At 72.6% G+C, this 17,388-nt stretch carries 22 protein-coding genes and 2 pseudogenes; 9 read left to right on the top strand and 15 right to left on the bottom strand.

The window, feature by feature from the left end; all coding sequences use genetic code 11:
• Nucleotides 1-53: 53 nt before the first annotated feature.
• From U6N30_RS03705 to U6N30_RS03690, 4 genes are all read left to right on the top strand, one after another.
• Nucleotides 54-740, top strand: a complete 687-nt coding sequence (locus tag U6N30_RS03705; RefSeq protein WP_324276184.1) for a hypothetical protein — start codon at nucleotides 54-56, stop codon at nucleotides 738-740.
• Between the two features lie 62 nt (nucleotides 741-802).
• Nucleotides 803-1,426 (top strand): carboxymuconolactone decarboxylase family protein, encoded by a 624-nt coding sequence (locus U6N30_RS03700; protein ID WP_324276183.1) that lies wholly within the window; start codon nucleotides 803-805, stop codon nucleotides 1,424-1,426.
• Entirely contained in the window at nucleotides 1,423-2,292 is an 870-nt protein-coding gene (locus tag U6N30_RS03695; protein WP_324276182.1) for an RNA polymerase sigma-70 factor, read from the top strand. Before U6N30_RS03700 ends, U6N30_RS03695 begins: the two co-directional genes overlap by 4 nt.
• A 141-nt stretch (nucleotides 2,293-2,433) precedes the next feature.
• Nucleotides 2,434-3,513, top strand: coding sequence for an NAD(P)/FAD-dependent oxidoreductase (locus U6N30_RS03690; RefSeq protein WP_324276181.1), 1,080 nt, complete (start codon nucleotides 2,434-2,436; stop codon nucleotides 3,511-3,513).
• Between the two features lie 20 nt (nucleotides 3,514-3,533).
• On the opposite strand, the gene U6N30_RS03685 is transcribed toward U6N30_RS03690, so the two are convergent.
• From U6N30_RS03685 to U6N30_RS03675, 3 genes and pseudogenes are all read right to left on the bottom strand, one after another.
• Nucleotides 3,534-4,289 carry a DUF8189 domain-containing protein gene (locus tag U6N30_RS03685; protein WP_324276180.1) on the bottom strand — a complete coding sequence of 252 codons (756 nt, stop codon included), beginning with the start codon at nucleotides 4,287-4,289 and terminating at the stop codon, nucleotides 3,534-3,536.
• Nucleotides 4,229-4,831: pseudogene (locus tag U6N30_RS03680) on the bottom strand (hypothetical protein); the annotation flags it as partial. The gene U6N30_RS03685 and the pseudogene U6N30_RS03680, both read right to left, overlap by 61 nt.
• A 73-nt stretch (nucleotides 4,832-4,904) precedes the next feature.
• Nucleotides 4,905-5,576, bottom strand: a complete 672-nt coding sequence (locus tag U6N30_RS03675; protein WP_324276179.1) for a hypothetical protein — start codon at nucleotides 5,574-5,576, stop codon at nucleotides 4,905-4,907.
• Nucleotides 5,577-5,870: 294 nt separating this feature from the next.
• On the opposite strand from U6N30_RS03675, the gene U6N30_RS03670 reads away from it, so the two are divergent.
• The gene (locus U6N30_RS03670) at nucleotides 5,871-6,131 is read left to right on the top strand and encodes a hypothetical protein (RefSeq protein ID WP_324276178.1); all 261 of its coding nucleotides are present in this window, start codon (nucleotides 5,871-5,873) and stop codon (nucleotides 6,129-6,131) included.
• A complete protein-coding gene (locus U6N30_RS03665) occupies nucleotides 6,122-6,370 on the top strand; it encodes an Ldh family oxidoreductase (protein WP_324276177.1) in 249 nt (82 codons plus the stop codon). Before U6N30_RS03670 ends, U6N30_RS03665 begins: the two co-directional genes overlap by 10 nt.
• 166 nt (nucleotides 6,371-6,536) lie before the next feature.
• Here U6N30_RS03665 and U6N30_RS03660 read toward each other — a convergent pair whose 3' ends face one another.
• Entirely contained in the window at nucleotides 6,537-7,919 is a 1,383-nt protein-coding gene (locus U6N30_RS03660; RefSeq protein ID WP_324276176.1) for an ATP-binding protein, read from the bottom strand.
• A gap of 466 nt (nucleotides 7,920-8,385) precedes the next feature.
• Here U6N30_RS03660 and U6N30_RS03655 point away from each other — a divergent pair, with 466 nt between their 5' ends.
• Both U6N30_RS03655 and U6N30_RS03650 read left to right on the top strand, forming a co-directional pair.
• Nucleotides 8,386-8,646 carry a hypothetical protein gene (locus U6N30_RS03655; RefSeq protein WP_324276175.1) on the top strand — a complete coding sequence of 87 codons (261 nt, stop codon included), beginning with the start codon at nucleotides 8,386-8,388 and terminating at the stop codon, nucleotides 8,644-8,646.
• Nucleotides 8,643-8,864, top strand: coding sequence for a type II toxin-antitoxin system VapC family toxin (locus U6N30_RS03650; RefSeq protein WP_324276174.1), 222 nt, complete (start codon nucleotides 8,643-8,645; stop codon nucleotides 8,862-8,864). The genes U6N30_RS03655 and U6N30_RS03650 overlap by 4 nt, the downstream gene beginning before the upstream one ends.
• Nucleotides 8,865-9,586: 722 nt before the next feature.
• Here the strand turns inward: U6N30_RS03650 and ychF are convergent.
• On the bottom strand, nucleotides 9,587-10,660 hold the full coding sequence (ychF, locus tag U6N30_RS03645) for a redox-regulated ATPase YchF (protein ID WP_324276173.1): 1,074 nt from the start codon (nucleotides 10,658-10,660) through the stop codon (nucleotides 9,587-9,589).
• Nucleotides 10,661-10,780: 120 nt separating this feature from the next.
• Here ychF and U6N30_RS03640 point away from each other — a divergent pair, with 120 nt between their 5' ends.
• Complete coding sequence (locus U6N30_RS03640; protein ID WP_324276172.1) at nucleotides 10,781-11,233, top strand: hypothetical protein; 453 nt, start codon at nucleotides 10,781-10,783, stop codon at nucleotides 11,231-11,233.
• Between the two features lie 42 nt (nucleotides 11,234-11,275).
• Here U6N30_RS03640 and U6N30_RS03635 read toward each other — a convergent pair whose 3' ends face one another.
• The 10 genes and pseudogenes from U6N30_RS03635 to U6N30_RS03590 all read right to left on the bottom strand — a co-directional run bounded on the left by U6N30_RS03635 (nucleotide 11,276) and on the right by U6N30_RS03590 (nucleotide 17,351).
• Nucleotides 11,276-11,911, bottom strand: coding sequence for a response regulator transcription factor (locus U6N30_RS03635; protein WP_324276171.1), 636 nt, complete (start codon nucleotides 11,909-11,911; stop codon nucleotides 11,276-11,278).
• A complete protein-coding gene (locus tag U6N30_RS03630) occupies nucleotides 11,908-12,063 on the bottom strand; it encodes an ATP-binding protein (protein ID WP_324276170.1) in 156 nt (51 codons plus the stop codon). The genes U6N30_RS03635 and U6N30_RS03630 overlap by 4 nt, the downstream gene beginning before the upstream one ends.
• A 314-nt stretch (nucleotides 12,064-12,377) precedes the next feature.
• Nucleotides 12,378-12,527 (bottom strand): annotated as a pseudogene (locus U6N30_RS03625) (histidine kinase dimerization/phosphoacceptor domain-containing protein); the annotation flags it as partial.
• 185 nt (nucleotides 12,528-12,712) lie between these two features.
• Complete coding sequence (locus U6N30_RS03620) at nucleotides 12,713-13,159, bottom strand: hypothetical protein (RefSeq protein WP_324276169.1); 447 nt, start codon at nucleotides 13,157-13,159, stop codon at nucleotides 12,713-12,715.
• The gene (locus tag U6N30_RS03615; protein ID WP_324278151.1) at nucleotides 13,156-13,911 is read right to left on the bottom strand and encodes an ABC transporter permease; all 756 of its coding nucleotides are present in this window, start codon (nucleotides 13,909-13,911) and stop codon (nucleotides 13,156-13,158) included. The genes U6N30_RS03620 and U6N30_RS03615 overlap by 4 nt, the downstream gene beginning before the upstream one ends.
• Nucleotides 13,796-14,401 (bottom strand): ATP-binding cassette domain-containing protein, encoded by a 606-nt coding sequence (locus tag U6N30_RS03610; protein WP_422678021.1) that lies wholly within the window; start codon nucleotides 14,399-14,401, stop codon nucleotides 13,796-13,798. The genes U6N30_RS03615 and U6N30_RS03610 overlap by 116 nt, the downstream gene beginning before the upstream one ends.
• On the bottom strand, nucleotides 14,365-14,928 hold the full coding sequence (locus tag U6N30_RS03605) for an ABC transporter ATP-binding protein (protein ID WP_324276168.1): 564 nt from the start codon (nucleotides 14,926-14,928) through the stop codon (nucleotides 14,365-14,367). The genes U6N30_RS03610 and U6N30_RS03605 overlap by 37 nt, the downstream gene beginning before the upstream one ends.
• Nucleotides 14,929-15,078: 150 nt before the next feature.
• Entirely contained in the window at nucleotides 15,079-15,588 is a 510-nt protein-coding gene (locus tag U6N30_RS03600; protein WP_324276167.1) for an ATP-binding cassette domain-containing protein, read from the bottom strand.
• Complete coding sequence (locus U6N30_RS03595; protein ID WP_324276166.1) at nucleotides 15,537-16,103, bottom strand: hypothetical protein; 567 nt, start codon at nucleotides 16,101-16,103, stop codon at nucleotides 15,537-15,539. The genes U6N30_RS03600 and U6N30_RS03595 overlap by 52 nt, the downstream gene beginning before the upstream one ends.
• 75 nt (nucleotides 16,104-16,178) lie before the next feature.
• Nucleotides 16,179-17,351, bottom strand: a complete 1,173-nt coding sequence (locus U6N30_RS03590; protein ID WP_324276165.1) for an excinuclease ABC subunit UvrA — start codon at nucleotides 17,349-17,351, stop codon at nucleotides 16,179-16,181.
• Nucleotides 17,352-17,388 lie beyond the last annotated feature (37 nt).

Genomic DNA, 17,388 nt, shown 5'->3' with positions numbered 1-17,388 from the left:
CGGACGCAGCCGCGGGGCAGCAGATCAGGCCGGCGGACGAGCCGTGGCGGGCGGTGACGGCCCGGGCGACGCTCATGCTGGCCATCGCCCTGTCGGTCGTCGACGTCCTGCTCATCATCGGCAACCTCGTCCACCTCCGGGTGAACGGGCCCCGGGAACCGGTCCACCAGGTGTTCTCGTCGTCGGTGTGGAACGGGTACCTGGACAACTCGTTCCCCGAGATGTTCGGCTTCGCGCAGCTCGTCGGCGCGGTCGTCGCGCTGGGCTTCGTCTGGAGCGACCGTCGCGCCGGCGTCTACCTGGCCTGGATGGTCGTCCTCCTCGTGGTGCTGGCCGACGACCTGCTGCAGCTGCACGAGCGAGGCGGAGCCACCCTGGTCGGCTCGCTGGATCTCCCCGCCATCGCGGGACTGCGCGCCCAGGATCTCGGCGAACTGGCCGTGTGGGCGTCCTTCGCGGTGGCGCTGGCTCCCGCGCTCCTCGTCACCCACGTCCGCGCATCGCCGGTGGACCGCCGGAACTCCTGGATCGTGTCGGGCGGCATCGCCGTGCTCGCCGTCGCCGGTGTCGTCGTCGACCTGCTGGACATCGCGCTGGTGCCCCTCGTACCAGCGGTGGTCTCGACGGGCGTGACCGTGCTCGAGACCACCGGCGAACTGGTGGCCACGACCGTGCTCGCGGTCTCCGCGTTCGCCATGGCGATGCGCTCGGCGGTCCCGGCACGTCCGCCCGCCGCCTGATGCGTGCCCCCGGGTGGTGGAGCCGACGGGGATGTCACACGGGATCGGCGGCCGGTGTCTCCATGTCGACGGTTCGACACCTTTGGAGGAGACATGACGAGCAGCACCCGAGTTCCCCGACCGAGATCACCGGCCTCTACGGGGCCCTGCTGAAGACGATGAGCCGCAAGATGCTGGGCCAGGTGCCGGACGCCGCCGGGGTGATGTGGCACTACCCGACCCTGCTCAAGGACATGATGAGGTTCGGCCGCAGGAGCGAGTCGTGGAACCGGCTGGACCCGAACCTGGCGACGTTGGCGACCATGGCCTCGGCCGCCACGGTCGGCTGCAGCTTCTGCCTGGACCTGCACTACTTCATGTCCCACGACCGCGGGCTCGACGAGGCCAAGGCGCGGGAGGTGCCGCGGTGGCGGCAGTCGACGGCGTTCACCCCGCTGGAGCGGCGGGTCATGGAGTACGCCGAGGCGATGTGCCAGACCCCGCTGACCGTGACCGACGAGATGTCGGCCGCCCTGCTCGATGCCCTGGGGGCACCCGCGCTGCTGGAGCTGACTGCCAGGATCGGCGCGATGAACCTGACCGCCCGGTCCAACGTCGCGCTCGGCATCCGCTCCCAGGAGTTCGCGGCGTCCTGCGGCCTGCCGCCGCTGGCGACCGCCACGGCCGACGGCGTCGCCTCGGCATGACCGACGACCCCTTCACGGCCCACCGCGGCCTGCTGTTCACCGTCGCCTACGAGATGCTCGGCTCGGCCGCCGACGCCGACGACGTGGTGCAGGAGACCTGGCTGCGGTGGGCCGAGGTGGACCGGGCGGCCGTGCGGGAGCCGCGGGCCTACCTGGTGCGGATCGTCACCCGCCAGGCGCTCAACCGGCTTCGTACCGTGTCCCGCCGTCGTGAGGACTACGTCGGTGAGTGGCTGCCCGAGCCGTTGCTCACCAGCCCGGACGTCGCCGAGGACGTGGAGCTCGCGGAGAGCGTCTCGATCGCCATGCTCACCGTGCTGGAGACGCTGGGGCCCACCGAGCGCGCGGTCCTGGTGCTGCACGAGGTGTTCGACGTGCCCTACGACGAGATCGCCGAGGCGGTGGGCAAGTCGTCCGCGGCGGTCCGGCAGATCGCGCACCGGGCGCGCGAGCACGTGGCCGCTCGACGCCCGCGGACGGCGGTGAGCCGCAGCGAGCAGCATGAGGTCGTGGACCGGTTCCTGGCCGCGGTCACCGGAGGCGACGTCCAGGGGCTGCTGGACGTGCTCGCCCCCGACGTCGTCGTGGTGGCCGACAGCGGCGGGCTGGCGCCGGCCGCCCGGCGCCCGGTGACGGGCCGGGAGCGGGTGGCCAACGCGCTCGCCCGGTTCGCAGAGTTCGCACCCCACGTCCAGATCACCACGCCGCTGATCAACGGCGCCGTCGCCGCCCGGATCGACGCGGGAGGCGAGTTCGAGACGGCGATCACCTTCGTCGTCGAGGACGGCCGGATCAGCCGCATGTACGCCATGCGGAACCCGCACAAACTCGGCAGGCTCGACACCGTGGCCGAGCTGCGGCGGTGACCGAGGTCCGCGGCCTTGAGTCGGGAGCGACGTGGAACGCAGCGAGATCCTTCTCATCGGTGGCGGCAACGCCGGCATCTCCCTCGGCGCGCGATTGATCCGCGACGGCTCCCGGGACGTGACGATCGTGGCCCCCAACCGGTGCACCGGTACAAGCCGCTGCTCAACTACGTCGGTGCCGGGGAGGCCACGATGGCCGACCTGGAGCGCCCGATGGCCGACGTCGTCCCCGACGGGTGCACCTGGGTACGGGACAGCGTCGAGGCGGTCGACCCCGCGACCATGACGGTGCGCACGCGCGGCGGACGGACGCTGTCCTGCGCGACGCTCGTCGTCTGCCCCGGGCTCGTGGAGGACTGGGAGGCGACGCCGGGACTGCTGCAGGCGTACGCCGACGGGTGGGCTGCCTCGACCTACGTGCCGGGCAGCGCGCCGCAGGTGTGGCCGCGGCTGTCGTCCCTGCGAGCTGGGTCGGTCGTGTTCACCGTGCCGCCGGAGCCGGCGTCGTGCGCGCCCACGGCGCTCAAGCCGCTCCTGATGGCGTGCGACTCCTGGCAGCGCTCCGGTGTCCTCGGGGATCTCCACGTCCGACTCGTCCTGCCGGGTGCGACCGCGACCGGCCTGTCGGAGGCCGACGAGGTCCTCGAGCGCACCTTCGCCGACTACGGCGTCGAGGTGCTGCGCGAGGCACGCATCGAGCGCGTGGACTGGGATCTGCACGCCCTGACGGTCGCGTCGCCCAGCGGCCGCCGCGTGCTCGAGGACGTCGCCTTCGCGCACGCCGTGCCGCACTACCGGGCTCCGGGCTGGATCGCCGACGCGGGCCTGGCCGCCGGCGGGACCGGGGTCTGGTCGACATCGACCCGCAGACGCTGCGCTCGCGCCGGTACGAGTCCATCTGGGCGATCGGCGACGCGGCCGACGCCGCCACCCGCCCGTCCGGCGGAGCGCTGCGCAAGCAGGTCGACGTCCTGGCCCGGAACATCCACGCCGCCGCGCGCGGAGGGAGCTGAAGCGCTACGACGGCTACACGGTCATGCCGATCACCGTGAGCCGCCGGAAGCTGATGCTCAACGAGGTCGACCGCGACGGCCGGCCGAGCCCGTCGGTGCCCTTTCTCGACCCCTTCACGCCCCGCCGCTGGCAGTGGTTCTTCGACCGCTACGGGCTGCCGCAGATCTACTGGCGCCGGATCCTCCGCGGCAAGGTGTGATCGGCTGATCTCCGGGAGCGGCCTCCGCTCACGCCACCACGCCGCCGATCTTTCGCCACGTCCCGCCGGTGCCGGTGAAGACGTTCACCCAGAGGGCGTTGTCCGTCCCGCGGGCGAAGGTCCAGGTCGTCGACGGCCCGAATTCCACGAGCCCAAGCGCGGAGGTGACGGCGCCGCCGAGCGGGACCAGCCGGCCGTCGGCCCAGCGCTGACGGACGCCGGAGCCCGTGGCGTACCCGACGGCCCGGATGTCACGGGCCCACCAGGCCGTCGCGCTCGTCGCAGGCGCCACGGTGGTCGCCTCGCCCAGCGCGCCCCATGCGCTGGTGGGCACGCCGGTCGCCGCCGCGACCTGCTGGCTCCACACGCCCCCGTCGGTGCCGACGACGAGCATGCGGTAGGTGTCCGCGCCCACGACGTCCACGGCGGGCGCCGAGACGCTGAGACCACCGGCCGATCGCCACTGCTGCCAGCCGCCGCCGTCCCAGGTCCGCGACCAGATCGCGCCGTCCGCCCCACGACCCGACACGATCAGCCGCCCCGAGGTGCTGCTCGCCGCCGCCGGGGAGCTGGTCAGCACGCCCCCGAGGCTCTGCCAGGGCGCGAACCCGGTGGGCCGGCCCGACCCGTCGACGGTGGTCACGGTGTGCCACAGCGCCCGGTCGGCGCCGACCACGAACAGGTCGATCCGGCTGCCGTTCCCCGTCACCGCGGCCGGCGCCTTCAGCATCCGGCCCGGGATGCGCTGGAAGGGGCCGAACGCCGTTCCCTGGGCCGTCGACACCCAGGGGCGCCGTCGGTGCCGCGCACGAAGACGAGCACGCCCGCGTCGGTGCGGACGGCGGACACCCCGACCGGTGCGAGGTCGTCGCGCAGCGGGTCCAGGACCGGCCGCACCGTGAACCAGTCCGAGCGCAGTCCGAGGGAGCCCCGGAAGGCCGCACCGGTGACCACCACCGATCCCGACTCGCCCACCACCCGCACGCTGAGGACGCGCCCACCGTCGGCACCCAGGCCGTTCCGGCTCAGGACGGTGACCGCCGTCAGCGTCCCGACACCGAAGGCCGCGGAGATCGTCGTCCTGGGCACTGCCGTGACCCAGTCGTGGTGCGGCGAGGCGACGTCGCCGTCGTCGCGGACCGCCGGGAAGGTCCCGCCCGCGGTCCAGCCGCCGCTGGACGAGTGGAACTCGGCGCGGGCCGGCGCGCCCCGCAGCGTCAGCACGTCGCCCGAGGTCTCCTGGACGGCGCGTGTGGTGCGGGCGTCCTCCACGGAGGCCCCGCCGAGGGCGGCGCCCTCGTACACCTGGCACGTCGTGGTGTCGCACGTCTTCGCGTAGGGGTGCGGTTCTCCGACTGCGCGTAGGACCGGGCGGCCACGGCCTGCGCCCGCAGCGCGTTCATGCCCGCACCCCCGGCTGCGTCCCCCAGGAAGCGGGCATCTCCCGCGGCAGGACCCCGCGCAGGTAGTCGTCCATTGCCAGGACGTTGACGGTGTGCAGCACGCCGTCCCAGACCACGGTGAGGGCTCCGCGGTAACCCCGCGCCTGGGGACCGCACAGGGTCAGGAGCTGGCCGTACGTGGCGGGCGGACCCGCGGTCGCGACGGTCGGTGTCGTGATCCGGGACGAGCCGGTGACCGCCCCGGTGCAGCCGGACAGCGTGGTCAGCTGCCAGCTGCCGTCGGCGTTGCGTCCGATCCGCGCGGCCGAGCCCGCGGGCAGCTGCCGGCCGTCCACGACGAAGGTCTGGCCAGAGGTGACCGTCGGGGCGGTGCCGTCCAGCCAGGTGAGCACGACCGAGATCTGCGGGTCGCCGATGTCGGACGGCGTCGTGCCGCCGTAGTAGTGACCCAGGATCTCCTGGTGCGACCAGCCGCTGCGGGTGGCGTAGCCGTAGGCGCCCCACTGCGACAGCCCCCGGCCGTGCCCGAAACCGTGGCCGATCAGCGTGATGTCCGGCGACGGGGCGGCCTGCGCCACGCCTCCGGTGACCCCGGCGAGGCCACTGAGCAGCAGTGTCAGGATCCCGACCAGAGCGGCGGGCGTTCTCCCGGCGGCGGACGTGAGCATGTCGGCACCTCGAGACAGGGAAGCAGGCGCAGCGGTGGTGTTCCCGAGGATGGACGTTCGCCGTCGTCGCCGCGACGTGCGAAGGTCCCGTCAACCGGTGGCCGCCGTCCTGTGGCGGGCGGGACGTCGCGGCGCGGGCGTGCTCGAGCGGTGAAGCAGAGCGACGAGCCATGCCGGAAGGCATCGACCGCCTTCCTGCAGTGGGGGACCGTCCCCGGCCATCGGACCAGGCCCGCCCGACGCGCGCCCGGCCGTTCTAGCGCGGGTCTCATCAACCGGAAGACTGTCTCTCCGGTGTGCGTGGTCCTGTGGATCGCCGTTCTGACGGGCCCGCAGGCGGCAGCCGCACCGAAGCCACCGGGAGCGGAACAGCAGCTGATCGCGCAGCAGAACCGGGAGCTCGATCCGCAGGCCAACGACGTCGACCCCGTGACCGGGCAGAGCCGCTGCACTCCCCTGCCCCCGCTCCCCCATCACGGCCATGACCGCACCGGCGCAGCGACCGCGAGCGACCCTGATGAGCACGACGACATCGGCCACTTCCCATGGCGGTGAACCCGGCCTTCTTCCGCGAGGACGACGGCTTCGACGACGACCTGGGCGCGATCGTCGATCACATGCACGAGGCACCCCCGACAGATCCCGACCTGCCCGTCCTGGTGCCCGGCGATCCGGAAGCCGCCAGCCGCAGCGAGCGGGCGGACCGAGGGATCCCGTTGCCCGAGCCCCTTCTCACACGCCTCCGCGAGGTCTGCGAGCTGTGTGGAGCACCCTTCCTGCTCACATCCGCGTGAGCTCACGAGAAGTTCGCAGGTCACCCAGACCGACGCGACAAGCACGGATCAGGCGAAGCAGCGGAGCGGACGGAGGACCGGCGCACACCGACCGGTACGCCATCGACCGACGGGACACGGTGCGAGTTGTCCGGCGACCGCGGGTCGCGCGCCGCGGCCGGGACAGTCAAGGGCGGTAGCGCCGACCGGGGCGTCCAGGGTGCGCCACCCACCCGGCACCGACCGGGGCCGGCTGTGGGCTGCCGACGGGCAGTGTGGCCGGGTCGACGCCGACACCGAGCAGGGTTCGGGTCACCGACTGGGTGGAGTCGAGCAGGTCATCCAGGGCGCGGAACAAGTGCTGGCGGGTGACCGCGGTGAGCGGGTGGTGATCGTGCAGGGCCTCGAGGACGGCACGGCGCAACAGCTCCTTGAGGAATGACGCGGTGACTCCGTCGCTACGCTCGACCGCCGCGTCGCGGTCGGCCTCGGTCAGCTGCAGCGGAACGCCGCGGCCGTAGAGCTCCAGCAGCCGCTGACGAGCGTCGGCGTCAGGCAGCCCGATCTCGACGGCGACATCGACCCGGCCGGGGCGGGCCGCGAGGGCGGGTTCGAGCAGATCGGCCCGATTGGTGGTGAGCACGAACAGCAGATCGGCGTCCGGGGCGGCGCCGTCCATCGCGTCGAGCAGGTCGAACAGCACCGGGCTGCCTCCGGGGCCGAACGAGCGGTCGGCAGCGACCAGGTCGACATCCTCCAGCACGACGACGGCCGGCTGCAGGTCGCGGGCCAGCTCGGTGACCGATCCGACCGCGGCCAGCGAGCGGCCGGTCAGCAGCAGCCGCGTGTAGCCGGTCATCTGGCCGAGCAGGTATCGGGCGGTGTGCGTCTTGCCCGTCCCCGGCGGGCCGAACAGCAGCAAGCCCCGCTTGAGGTGCTGCCCGGCGGCCGTCAGCGCAGCCCGGTGGGCCGCCACGCCGAGGGCGTGCCGCTCGATCCGGTCCAGCACCGGCTCGGGCAGCACCACCTGCTCACGGCTGGTGGCGGGCCGGTCCAGGAAGGTCAGGCTGACCGCGCCCATCGGCGTGATCCCCACTTCCAGCAGCTGGCCACGGTAGACGTTGAGCCGGCGGCGCAGTCGGTCCAGCTCGCCGAGCACCGACTGGGCCTGCCCCACCGGCAGCCCGGCGACCTCGACGGTCAGCTCCTGCTGGTGCTCACTCGGCCCCTGCACCAGCAGCACGTAGCGGCCCGCTGCGTCGGTGACCAGCAACAGCGCCAGCCGCAAGCAGGCCAGCGTCGACCCCGGCCCGTCGGGCAGGTCCACCACCCCGGGCGCGGACAGCCGCAGCGGCGGCAATCCCTCGCCGCTGACCAGCTGCTGCAGCATGATCCCGCCGTAGTGCGGCGGCAGCGCGACCCCGCGCACCTCCACCTGCCGCCCCTTCTCGGCGGACCAGGCGTTCAGCGCGCTCTGCAGGTTCACCTGCTCGAACGGCGGCAGGTGCCGGGTGACCACCGATTCGGCTGTACCCGCCTCACCCAGCACTCCCTGCACCAGGGCCGCCACCTCGTTGCGCGAACCCCCTCGGGGGCATGCACCCACTCCAGCAGCGAGCGGAACGCCGCCGCGAGCTGCCGCGCCTCGGCGTCCGACGCCCCGCCCGAAGCATCCACCGTCACACGACCACCCACCCGACTCGACGACCCGCGATCCCGCGTCGACGCAGCGTAGCCAGGCGCGACCCCCGATCACTGCGATTCGAACCGGGGAACCGGCCGGCTAACGGCATTGGGGTTGTCCGAAAGGGAATCCCAAGCGGGACTGCCGGAGTGCGACGGCTGGCCACTCCCTGACAGCTCCCCATGACCGCTTCCTGACCGGCTGGGGTGGGTCGGGGAAGGGTGGGCCGACGGCCCAACCCGGAGGGCCGCGCAGCGCCCTTCCGGCGATCAACACAGCCGGCATACTCACGCGGAGGGAGCGGCTCCAGCGATCAAGGCTTGTCGTCCGAGAATCCCGATACTCTGTGATCATGAGTTCCGTCGATGGCTGGGACCTGACGGTCCCCGAGGATGCAGCCGAGCTGCTCGCCGAGCTGCGCCGTCACGGCGTGCGGCCGGGCCAGCGCCTGCATGTGGTGCGCGCGGACGAAGAGCCGGAGCAACCAAGCGGCGAAGACGCTGCCCGGCCCACCCGTGCCAAGCTCGCCTTCATCGGCTCAGTGCACGGTGGTCCCACAGACCTGTCCACCCGAACTGACGAGTACCTGCCGCGAGGCTTCGGCCGCGAGTGATCCTCCTCGACACGAACGTCCTCGTCGCCGCTGACCGGACCGCAGACACGAACCACGACGTCGCGGCGCGGCTGCTCGAGACCCTCGACGAGCCGCTGCTGGTTCCACCCACCGTGCTGGCGGAGGTCTGTTACCTGCTCACGAGTGGGGTGGACCCGGCGTCGAGATCCGGTTCCTCCGCGACATCCGGCCCGGCGGGCTGCAACTGGCGGAGCTGACCAGTGCCGACGTCGCGCGCATGGCCGACCTGGTTGAGCGGTACGCGGACCGCCGTCTCGGCGGGACCGACGCCTCGCTCGTCGCCATCGCCGAGCGCCTGCGCATCGATCGGATCGCCACCTTCGACCGGCGCCCTTTCACGTCGTCCGCCCCGCCCACGTCGCGGCGTTCACGCTGCTTCCCCAGATCACCTCAAGCTGACCGGATGCCCGCCGGGCCGGGCGGGGCGCGCGGTCGAACTCCGCGGACGGCGTCGGGGCACGGGCTCGGCGCCGTGTCAGGCCCTCGGACTACGTTCGGCCGCGTCGGTTTCCGGTGAGGTCCATCGGGATTGAAGGGTGGAGCCATGGCGAGCATCCAGGACCGATGGCGTCGCAGGGACCCGGCCACCGGCCGCCTGGTGCCCACGGAGCTGGACGGCAAGGGGCTGCGCTACCGCCCGTAGTTCCGGGATCCGTCGGGCCGCCAGATCATGAAGGGGTTCGCACTCGAGCGCACTTCTACGCCTCCGGCCTGATCACGGCCGGCTGCGACGTCGTCACCGTGCAGCGGGCCCTCGGGCACGCCTCCGCCACCACGACGCTGAACACGTACAGCCACCTGTGGCCGAGCGCCGAGGACCGCACCCGGGCCGCCGCGCAGGCCTTGCTCGCAGATTCTTGTGGACTGAGTGTGAATTGCGAGGGATCGGCAAGCCGTTGACCTGCGGTTTTAGCCCGATCTACACGTTGAAGCGGAACTCCACGACGTCGCCGTCCTGCATGACGTACTCCTTGCCCTCCATGCGGACCCAGCCCTTGGACTTGGCCTCGGCCATGGAGCCGGCCTCGACCAGCTGGTCGAAGGAGACGATCTCGGCCTTGATGAAGCCGCGCTGGAAGTCGGTGTGGATGACACCGGCGGCCTGGGGCGCGGTGGCGCCGACCGGGATGGTCCAGGCGCGCGACTCCTTGGGTCCTGCGGTCAGGTAGGTCTGCAGCCCGAGGGTCCGGAAGCCCACCGAGGCCAGCTGGTCGAGGCCGGGCTCGCTCTGACCGATCGACTCGAGCAGCTCCGCGGCCTCGTCGGCGGGCAGTTCGACGAGCTCGGACTCGGTCTGCGCGTCCAGGAAGATCGCCTCGGCCGGGGCGACCAGCCCCCGGAGCTCGTCGAGCATCTCGGCGTTCGCCAGCTCGTCGGCGTCGACGTTGAAGACGTAGAGGAACGGCTTGGTGGTCATCAGGCCGAGCTCGCGCAGCGGCTCCGGGTCGATGCCGGCGGCGAAGAGTGTCCTGCCCTCGTTCAGGATCTTCTGCGCGTCGACGGCAGCGGCGTGCAGGGCGCCGCGCTCCTTGTCCTTGCGCATCTCCTTCTCCAGTCGCGGGATCGCCTTCTCCAGCGTCTGCAGATCGGCCAGGAGCAGCTCGGTGTTGATCGTCTCGATGTCGTCGGCCGGGCTCACCTTGCCGTCGACGTGCACGACGTCTGGGTCGGTGAACACGCGGATCACCTGGCAGATGGCGTCGCTCTCGCGGATGTTGGCGAGGAACTTGTTGCCCAGGCCGGCGCCCTCGGACGCGCCCCGGACGATGCCGGCGATGTCCACGAACGACACCGTCGCCGGGATGATCTTCTGCGAGCCGAAGATCTCCGCGAGCTTCGCCAGCCGCGGGTCGGGCACGCCCACCACGCCGACGTTGGGCTCGATCGTCGCGAACGGGTAGTTCGCCGCGAGGACGTCGTTCTTGGTCAGGGCATTGAAGAGGGTCGACTTGCCGACGTTGGGCAGGCCGACGATCCCGATGGTGAGACTCACGGGGAACCAGCGTACGGGTGCGAGGTGCGGGCGATCGCCCACGCGGACGGCGACGGGGTCCGGAGCGTCTCCCGGGGTCCCGCTGTTGTCGTCGCCGGAGCCATACGCCAAGGTCAGCGCATGATCGGCCGCATCGCCAGCATCGTCGCCGCTCTCATCCTCGTGGGTTGGCTGTACTGGCTCACCGCCCGCGTCCAGGTGCTGCTCACCCATGCCGAGGCCGCACTGGACCGCGCCGACCGGACCCTCGCCGCTGCCGTGGCCCTGGTCGGCGCAGCCCCGGTGACGCCCCCAGCCGCAGCTGTTCCCCTCGCCGCCGGTCCTCCCCGGCGGGCGGCCCGCCCACCGTGCCGGCCGGCATGGCTCTCGAAGCGCAGAAGCGGGTCCTCGTGGAGCGCGACTTCCCCGTGCACGGCGCACCGCGGCGGTTCACCTTCACGGCGTCGGGCGACGACAGCACCTGAGCTCCACGACCTACAGCGGAGCGGGAAGGACGATCTCGCTGCCGTCGGGACGCCAGGTGCGCCATCGGCCGTCGGGTCGTCGTTCCACCGGAAGCCGTGGTGGTTCTGACCAGGCCTTGACACCCGCCCACGAGTTCGTTGCCAGTGGAGGTCACGAGCCCGGCGACGGCAGCAGCCCCCGCTCCACCGCGACCATCACCGCGCGGGTGCGGTCGTCGACGCCGAGCTTGGCGAACACCCGCAGCAGGTGGGTCTTCACCGTCGCCTCCCCGATGAACAGCTCCCGCCCGATGTCGGCATTGGTCAGCCCGCGCGCCACCCCGGCGAGCACCTCCAGCTCCCGGGCCGTCGGCGCCTCCACCGCGGGCGCACGCATCCGCGACACCAACCGCGCCGCGACCGGCGGCGCCAGCACCGTCTCGCCACGGGCAGCCGCGCGCACGGCGTCGGCGAGCTGGGGCAGCGGGGTGTCCTTGAGCAGGTAGCCGGTCGCGCCGGCCTCGACGGCCCGCACGATGTCGGCGTCGGTGTCGTAGGTGGTCAGCACCAGCACCCGGACGGCGGGGTGCGCCGCCGCGAGACGCTCGGTCGCCGTCACGCCGTCCATGCGCGGCATGCGCAGGTCCATCAGGACGACGTCCGGCGCGTGCTCGGCCACGAGCGCGAGCGCCTCCAGCCCGTCACCCGCCTCCCCGACGACGTCGATGTCTGGCTGCGCCGCCAGCCACCCGACGACGCCGCCGCGCACCACCGGGTGGTCGTCGACGACGACGACGCGGATGGTCATCGGGCCGGCACCCGCACCGTCACGCGAGTTCCCTCCCCGGGCGCCGAGACGACGTCCACCGCACCGCCGACCTCCTCGGCCCGGTCGCGCAGCCCGGCGAGCCCCACCCCGGAGGCGGCCGCCGGGTCGAAGCCGACCCCGTCGTCCTCCACGTGCACCGACACCTGCGCCGACTCCCCGACCCGACCCGGCCGACCCGCAGCACCACCGCCGTCGCGGAAGCGTGCCGGCGCACGTTCGCCAGCGCCTCCTGCGCGCCGCGCAGCAGCACGATCTCCTCGCTGCGGCTCAGCTCCGCACCACCCTGGCCGAGGGCCGACGTGTCCAGCCGGGTGGCCAGTCCCGTCTCGCGGCCGAACCGCTCGACCAGCCGGTCGAGGGCCTCGACCAGCGTGGCCGAATCGAGCGCCACCGGCGCGAACGCGGCCACCATCGCCCGGGCCTCGGCGAGGTTCTCCCGCGCCACCTCCTCGATCAGCGCCAGGCGCTCGGCGACGCCCACGGTCCCCGGCGGAAGCCCCGCCGCGGCGGTCTGCGCCAGGACGACGATGCTCGTGTAGCCCTGCGCCAGGGTGTCGTGCACCTCGCGGGCCAGCCGCTCCCGCTCGGCGGCCATGCCCTGGGCACGGTTCAGCTCGGCGAGCTCGGCCCGGGTGCGCTCCAGCTCGGCGATGAGGGCGGCCCGTTCGGCGCTCTGGCGCAGGACATGGCTGATCCACAGCCCGAGCGCCAGGCTGAACACCAGGCTGATGACGGACTCGCGCAGGACCTCGAGCGAGGACCGTCCGGCTCCCGCATCGGTCAGCGGGCCGATCGCGCTGGCGACCGCGAGCAGCACCGTCCAGAACACTCCGGTCCGCGTCCCCTGGACGACGAACCACACCTGCGGATAGGCGAGGAAGAGCAGGAACAGCAGCCCGGGGCGAGCCCGCCGATCAGACCGAAGGAGACGACCACCACGACGAGGTGGACGAGCGCCCGCCAGCGGTGCCCGCCGTTGAGTGCCGGACCGCCGGCGAACGCGTAGGACAGCGCCAGCGCCCCGAGGACGGCCAGCACCGGACCGCGCTCGCCGACGTCCACCACCTCCGCGGACAGCACGCTGACCACGGCCAGCGCCCACAGCGCCGCCGAGATGACGTGCATCCCGACGACGGTGGTCCGCCACCTCCGCTCGGACAGCGGCTCGCCGCCGTCGTCCTCCGCGGGAGGGACGACGGCGGCGGCCAGCCGGTGCCGGAAGCTCACCCGTCGGCCCGGCGCCAGCGGAACGTTCGCACGCACACCACGGCACCGATGATCACCCATGCGGCAAGCACCAGGGCCGTCCTGCCGTGCTCCCACCCGCCGGCGATCTCGAACGCGGCCGCCTCCTCGGGCAGGAACGCCGACCGCATGCCCTGCGTCAGCCACTTCAGCGGGAAGAGGGCCGCCGCCTGCTGCATCCAGCTGGGCAGCTCCGTGAAGCCGAAGAAGACGCCGGAGAAGAACTGCAGCACGATCGCGAACGCGGAGATGCCGGTGGTGACCGACGCCGCGCTGCCCCGCAGCGCCGACACCGCGACGCCCAGGACGGTGCCGGCCAGCGCGCCCAGGACTGCCACCCACCCGAAGGTCAGCCAGTGCTGCAGGTCGGCCGGCATCGGGACGTCGTAGGCGTAGTGGGCCAGCGGCAGCAGCAGCGCCAGCTGCGCCGCCGTGGTGACCAGCACCTGCCCGGCCTTGCCCGCGAAGTAGGCGACCGGCGGTGTGCCCAGCAGCTGCAACCGTTCCAGCTGGCCGCTCTCCCGCTCGGTGGCGATCGAGGTCCCGATCGCCTGGAAGCTGGTCAACATGATGCCGGTCGCCGCGATCCCGGCCAGGAAGTAGTGCGTGAACGGGACGTCACCGGGCCGCTCGTCGCCACCCAGGACCGCCGCGAAGATGACCAGCATGATCACCGGGTAGGCGAAGGAGAACACCACCTGCTGGCGCTCCCGGAAGAACAGCCGCAGCTCCAGGCCCACTCGGCGGACGGCGATGCGCGCGGCCGACGGCGGAGCGGGGCGGGGCGCCGGCGTGGCCGGGGCGGGCGGAGGCAGGACGGCGGTCATCGGACGTCTCCCTCGGGAGCGGTGGGAACGGGGGAACGGTGGACGCGACGCCGACGAGCGAGAGGTAGACGTCCTCCAGGCTCGGGCGGGTGACGGTGAGTCCCGGGACGTCCCCGGGACGGGCGAGCAGGTCGCGCAGGACGGCGGCGGGCGACTCGGTGCGCACCTCGCGCGCCACGCCGTGCTCGGTCCAGCGGACCGTGGCCAGCCGCCGCAGCTCCGCGCCGAGCTCGTCGGGTGGGGCCACCTCGACCAGCCGGCCATCGGCGACGACACCGACCCGGTCGGCCAGCTCGGCCGCCTCGTCGAGGTAGTGGGTGGTCAGCAGCACGGTCGCCCCGTCGGCGCGCAGGCCGCGGATCAGCTCCCAGAACTGCCGGCGCGCGACCGGGTCCATGCCGGTCGTCGGCTCGTCGAGGAAGACGAGCTCCGGCCGGCCCTGGACGCCCAGTGCGACCGCGAGGCGGCGACGCTGCCCCCGGAGAGCCGGGAGACCCGCGTGCCGGCCTTGTCCTCCAGCCCGACGGCGGCGATCAGTTCCGTCGTCGGCCGAGGGGTCGCGTGGTAGCCGGAGAAGTGCTCGAGCATCTCGCGCACGCTGATCTCCTGCGCGGCGCCCTCGCCCTGGCTGACGACCCCGATGCGCGCCCGCCAGACGCGTCCGGCCCGGGCCGGGTCGACGCCGAGGACGCGCACCTCGCCGCCGTCCCGCTTCCGGACGCCCTCCAGGATCTCGATCGTCGTGGTCTTGCCGGCGCCGTTCGGCCCGAGCAGGGCGAACACCTCGCCGCGCGCGACGTCGAGGTCGAGGCCGTCGACGACGGCCCGGTCCCCGTACCGCTTGACCAGGCCGCGCATCCGCACGGCCGGTTCCTCCTGTGTCGCCGTCGCCTGCGTGCGGGGCGCGGCCTGTGTCGTGGTCATGGCACGACCCTGCTGCCGACGGGGTGCCGCGCGGGACCGTCGAACCGCTGGTCCGCCGTCCACCGGTCGGTGGACGGCGGACCTCAGCGGGTCAGGGCACGGCGGCCGCACCACGGACGGCGGCGAGCCGATCGGATGGTCGCCGACGCGTCAGACCACTGCCGTCTCCGCCGTCCGCACGTGGGCCCGCAAGTGCTGCGCGGTCAGCGTGTCGGCGCCCAGCAGGTCGCCCGGCGTCCCCTGGAAGACGATCCGGCCACCGTCGTGGCCCGCGCCCGGCCCCAGGTCGATCACCCAGTCGGCCCGGGCGATGACGTCGAGGTCGTGCTCGACCACGACCACGGTCCGGCCACCGTCGACGAGCCGGTGCAGCAGCCCGATCAACCGGTCGACGTCGTCCATGTGCAGGCCCGTCGTCGGCTCGTCCAGGACGTAGACCGAGCTGTCCCCCGTCATCTCGACCGCCAGCTTCAACCGCTGGCGCTCCCCACCCGACAGCGTCGACAGCGGCTGCCCGAGGGTGATGTAGGGCAGGCCGACGTCCACGAGCGCGGCCAGCACCGGCTGCAGCGGCTTCTCCGTCAGGAACCCGCGCGCCTCGTCGACGGTCAGCTCCAGGACCTCGCTGATGTCCTTGCCGCGCAGCCGGTAGCCGAGCACCTCCTCGGTGAACCGCTTCCCTCGCACGTCTCGCAGACGCTGACGGCGGTGTCGAGGTAGGCGAGCTCGGTGTAGATCAGCCCGAGGCCCTTGCACTCGGGGCAGGCACCCTCGGAGTTTGCGCTGAACAGCGCCGGCTTGACCCCGTTCTCCTTCGCGAAGGACTTGCGGATGGTGTCCAGCACCCCGGTCCACGTGGCCGTGTTCGAACGGGTCGAGCCGCGGGTGAGCTTCTGGTCGACGACGACGACGTCCGGGTGCTGCTGCGGCAGCACGCCCAGGACGAGGGACGACTTCCCGGAGCCGGCCACCCCGGTGACCACCGTGAGCACCCCGGCGGGCACGTCGACGGTCACGTCCTGCAGGTTGTGCAGCGTCGCGTGGTCGATCCGCAGCGCCCCCGTGGCCGACCGCGGGGCCGGGTTCGCCTCGTGCACCCGGTCGAGGTGCCGGCCGGTGAGCGTCCCGGACGCGCGCAGCCCGTCGACCGACCCTCGTAGACGACGTGCCCCCATGCGTGCCCGCGCCCGGGCCCATGTCGATCACGTGGTCGGCGACCGCCACCACTTCCGGCTCGTGCTCGACGACGATCACCGTGTTGCCCTTGTCGCGCAGCCGGAGCAGCAGCTCGTTGAGCCGCTGGACGTCGTGGGCGTGCAGCCCGACGGTCGGCTCGTCGAACACGTAGGTGATGTCGGTGAGGCTCGAGCCGAGGTGGCGCACCATGCGGACGCGCTGGGACTCCCTCCCGACAGTGTCGACGTCGACCGGTCGAGGGAGAGGTATCCCAGCCCGATGCGCACCAGGTCACCCAGCAGTGCCGCCAGACCGTCGAGCAGCCGCTTCAGCGGCACCGACTCGATCCGCTGGACGAACGCGAGCAGCTCGTCGACCTGCATCGCCGCGCAGTCGGCGATGGAGACGCCGTCGATGCGGCAGTTCCGCGCCGGCTCGCTCAGCCGCGTGCCGCCGCACGCCGGGCACGGGCCGGACGTCGTGATCCGCTCGATCGCCTTCCTGATGTGCGGCTGGAGGTCGGCCAGCTCCTTGCTGAGGTAGGAGCGCTGGAAGCTGGTGATGATGCCGCGGTAGGTGAGGTTCATCTTCCCGTACTTGAGCTTGACCTCCTCGCCGTGGAGCAGCCGCTGCCACTCCTCGTCGGTGTAGTCGCGCAGCTTCTTGGCCGTGTCGAAGAAGCCCGAGTGGGCGTAGATCGTCCAGGGCCACGAGTCGACCGCGTGACCGGGGAAACGGATCGGGTCCTCGTCGAGGCTGCGGTCGCGGTCGAGCAGGGCGTCGACGTCGATGCTGCTGGACCGCCCCAGCCCCTCGCACTCCGGGCACATGCCCTTCGGGTCGTTGAACCCCAGTGCCGACGCGGGATGCACCGCGGGTTCGCCGAGCCGCGAGTACAGGATCCGCAGCAGGGACGCGGCGTCGGTCGCCGTCCCGACCGTGGAGCGGGCGTTGCTGCCCATCCGCGCCTGGTCGACGACGATCGCCGCGGAGAGGTCGTCCACCGAGTCGACGTCGGGCCGGCCGTAGTGCGGCAGGAACGACTGCACGAACGCCGAGTACGTCTCGTTGATCAGCCGCTGCGACTCCGCCGCCACCGTGTCGAACACCAGCGACGACTTGCCCGAGCCCGACACCCCGGTGACCACCGTGAGCTGCCGCTTCGGGATGTCCAGCGACACGTCGCGCAGGTTGTTCTCCCGGGCGCCACGCACCTCGATCGCGCCGTACAGGGCTGACCCGTCCACGTGCATCTCCCTCTCTCGCTCTCCACCGCCACCATGG

The sequence above is a fragment of the Blastococcus brunescens genome, from assembly GCF_035320885.1.
In the GTDB taxonomy this organism is placed as follows: Bacteria; Actinomycetota; Actinomycetes; order Mycobacteriales; family Geodermatophilaceae; genus Blastococcus_B; species Blastococcus_B brunescens.
The sequence above is the reverse complement of the archived record's forward strand: the minus strand, read 5'-3'. Positions and strand labels throughout refer to the sequence as shown.

Excerpts from the sequence above, each read along its gene's own strand:
- U6N30_RS03700 (WP_324276183.1), top strand. The coding sequence starts at position 803 with ATGTCGACGGTTCGACACCTTTGGAGGAGACATGACGAGCAGCACCCG.
- U6N30_RS03695 (WP_324276182.1), top strand. The coding sequence starts at position 1,423 with ATGACCGACGACCCCTTCACGGCCCACCGCGGCCTGCTGTTCACCGTC.
- U6N30_RS03675 (WP_324276179.1), bottom strand. The coding sequence starts at position 5,576 with ATGCTCACGTCCGCCGCCGGGAGAACGCCCGCCGCTCTGGTCGGGATC.
- U6N30_RS03665 (WP_324276177.1), top strand. The coding sequence starts at position 6,122 with ATGGCGGTGAACCCGGCCTTCTTCCGCGAGGACGACGGCTTCGACGAC.
- U6N30_RS03655 (WP_324276175.1), top strand. The coding sequence starts at position 8,386 with ATGAGTTCCGTCGATGGCTGGGACCTGACGGTCCCCGAGGATGCAGCC.
- U6N30_RS03640 (WP_324276172.1), top strand. The coding sequence starts at position 10,781 with ATGATCGGCCGCATCGCCAGCATCGTCGCCGCTCTCATCCTCGTGGGT.
- U6N30_RS03635 (WP_324276171.1), bottom strand. The coding sequence starts at position 11,911 with ATGACCATCCGCGTCGTCGTCGTCGACGACCACCCGGTGGTGCGCGGC.
- U6N30_RS03610 (WP_422678021.1), bottom strand. The coding sequence starts at position 14,401 with ATGGACCCGGTCGCGCGCCGGCAGTTCTGGGAGCTGATCCGCGGCCTG.
- U6N30_RS03605 (WP_324276168.1), bottom strand. The coding sequence starts at position 14,928 with ATGACCACGACACAGGCCGCGCCCCGCACGCAGGCGACGGCGACACAG.
- U6N30_RS03595 (WP_324276166.1), bottom strand. The coding sequence starts at position 16,103 with ATGGGGGCACGTCGTCTACGAGGGTCGGTCGACGGGCTGCGCGCGTCC.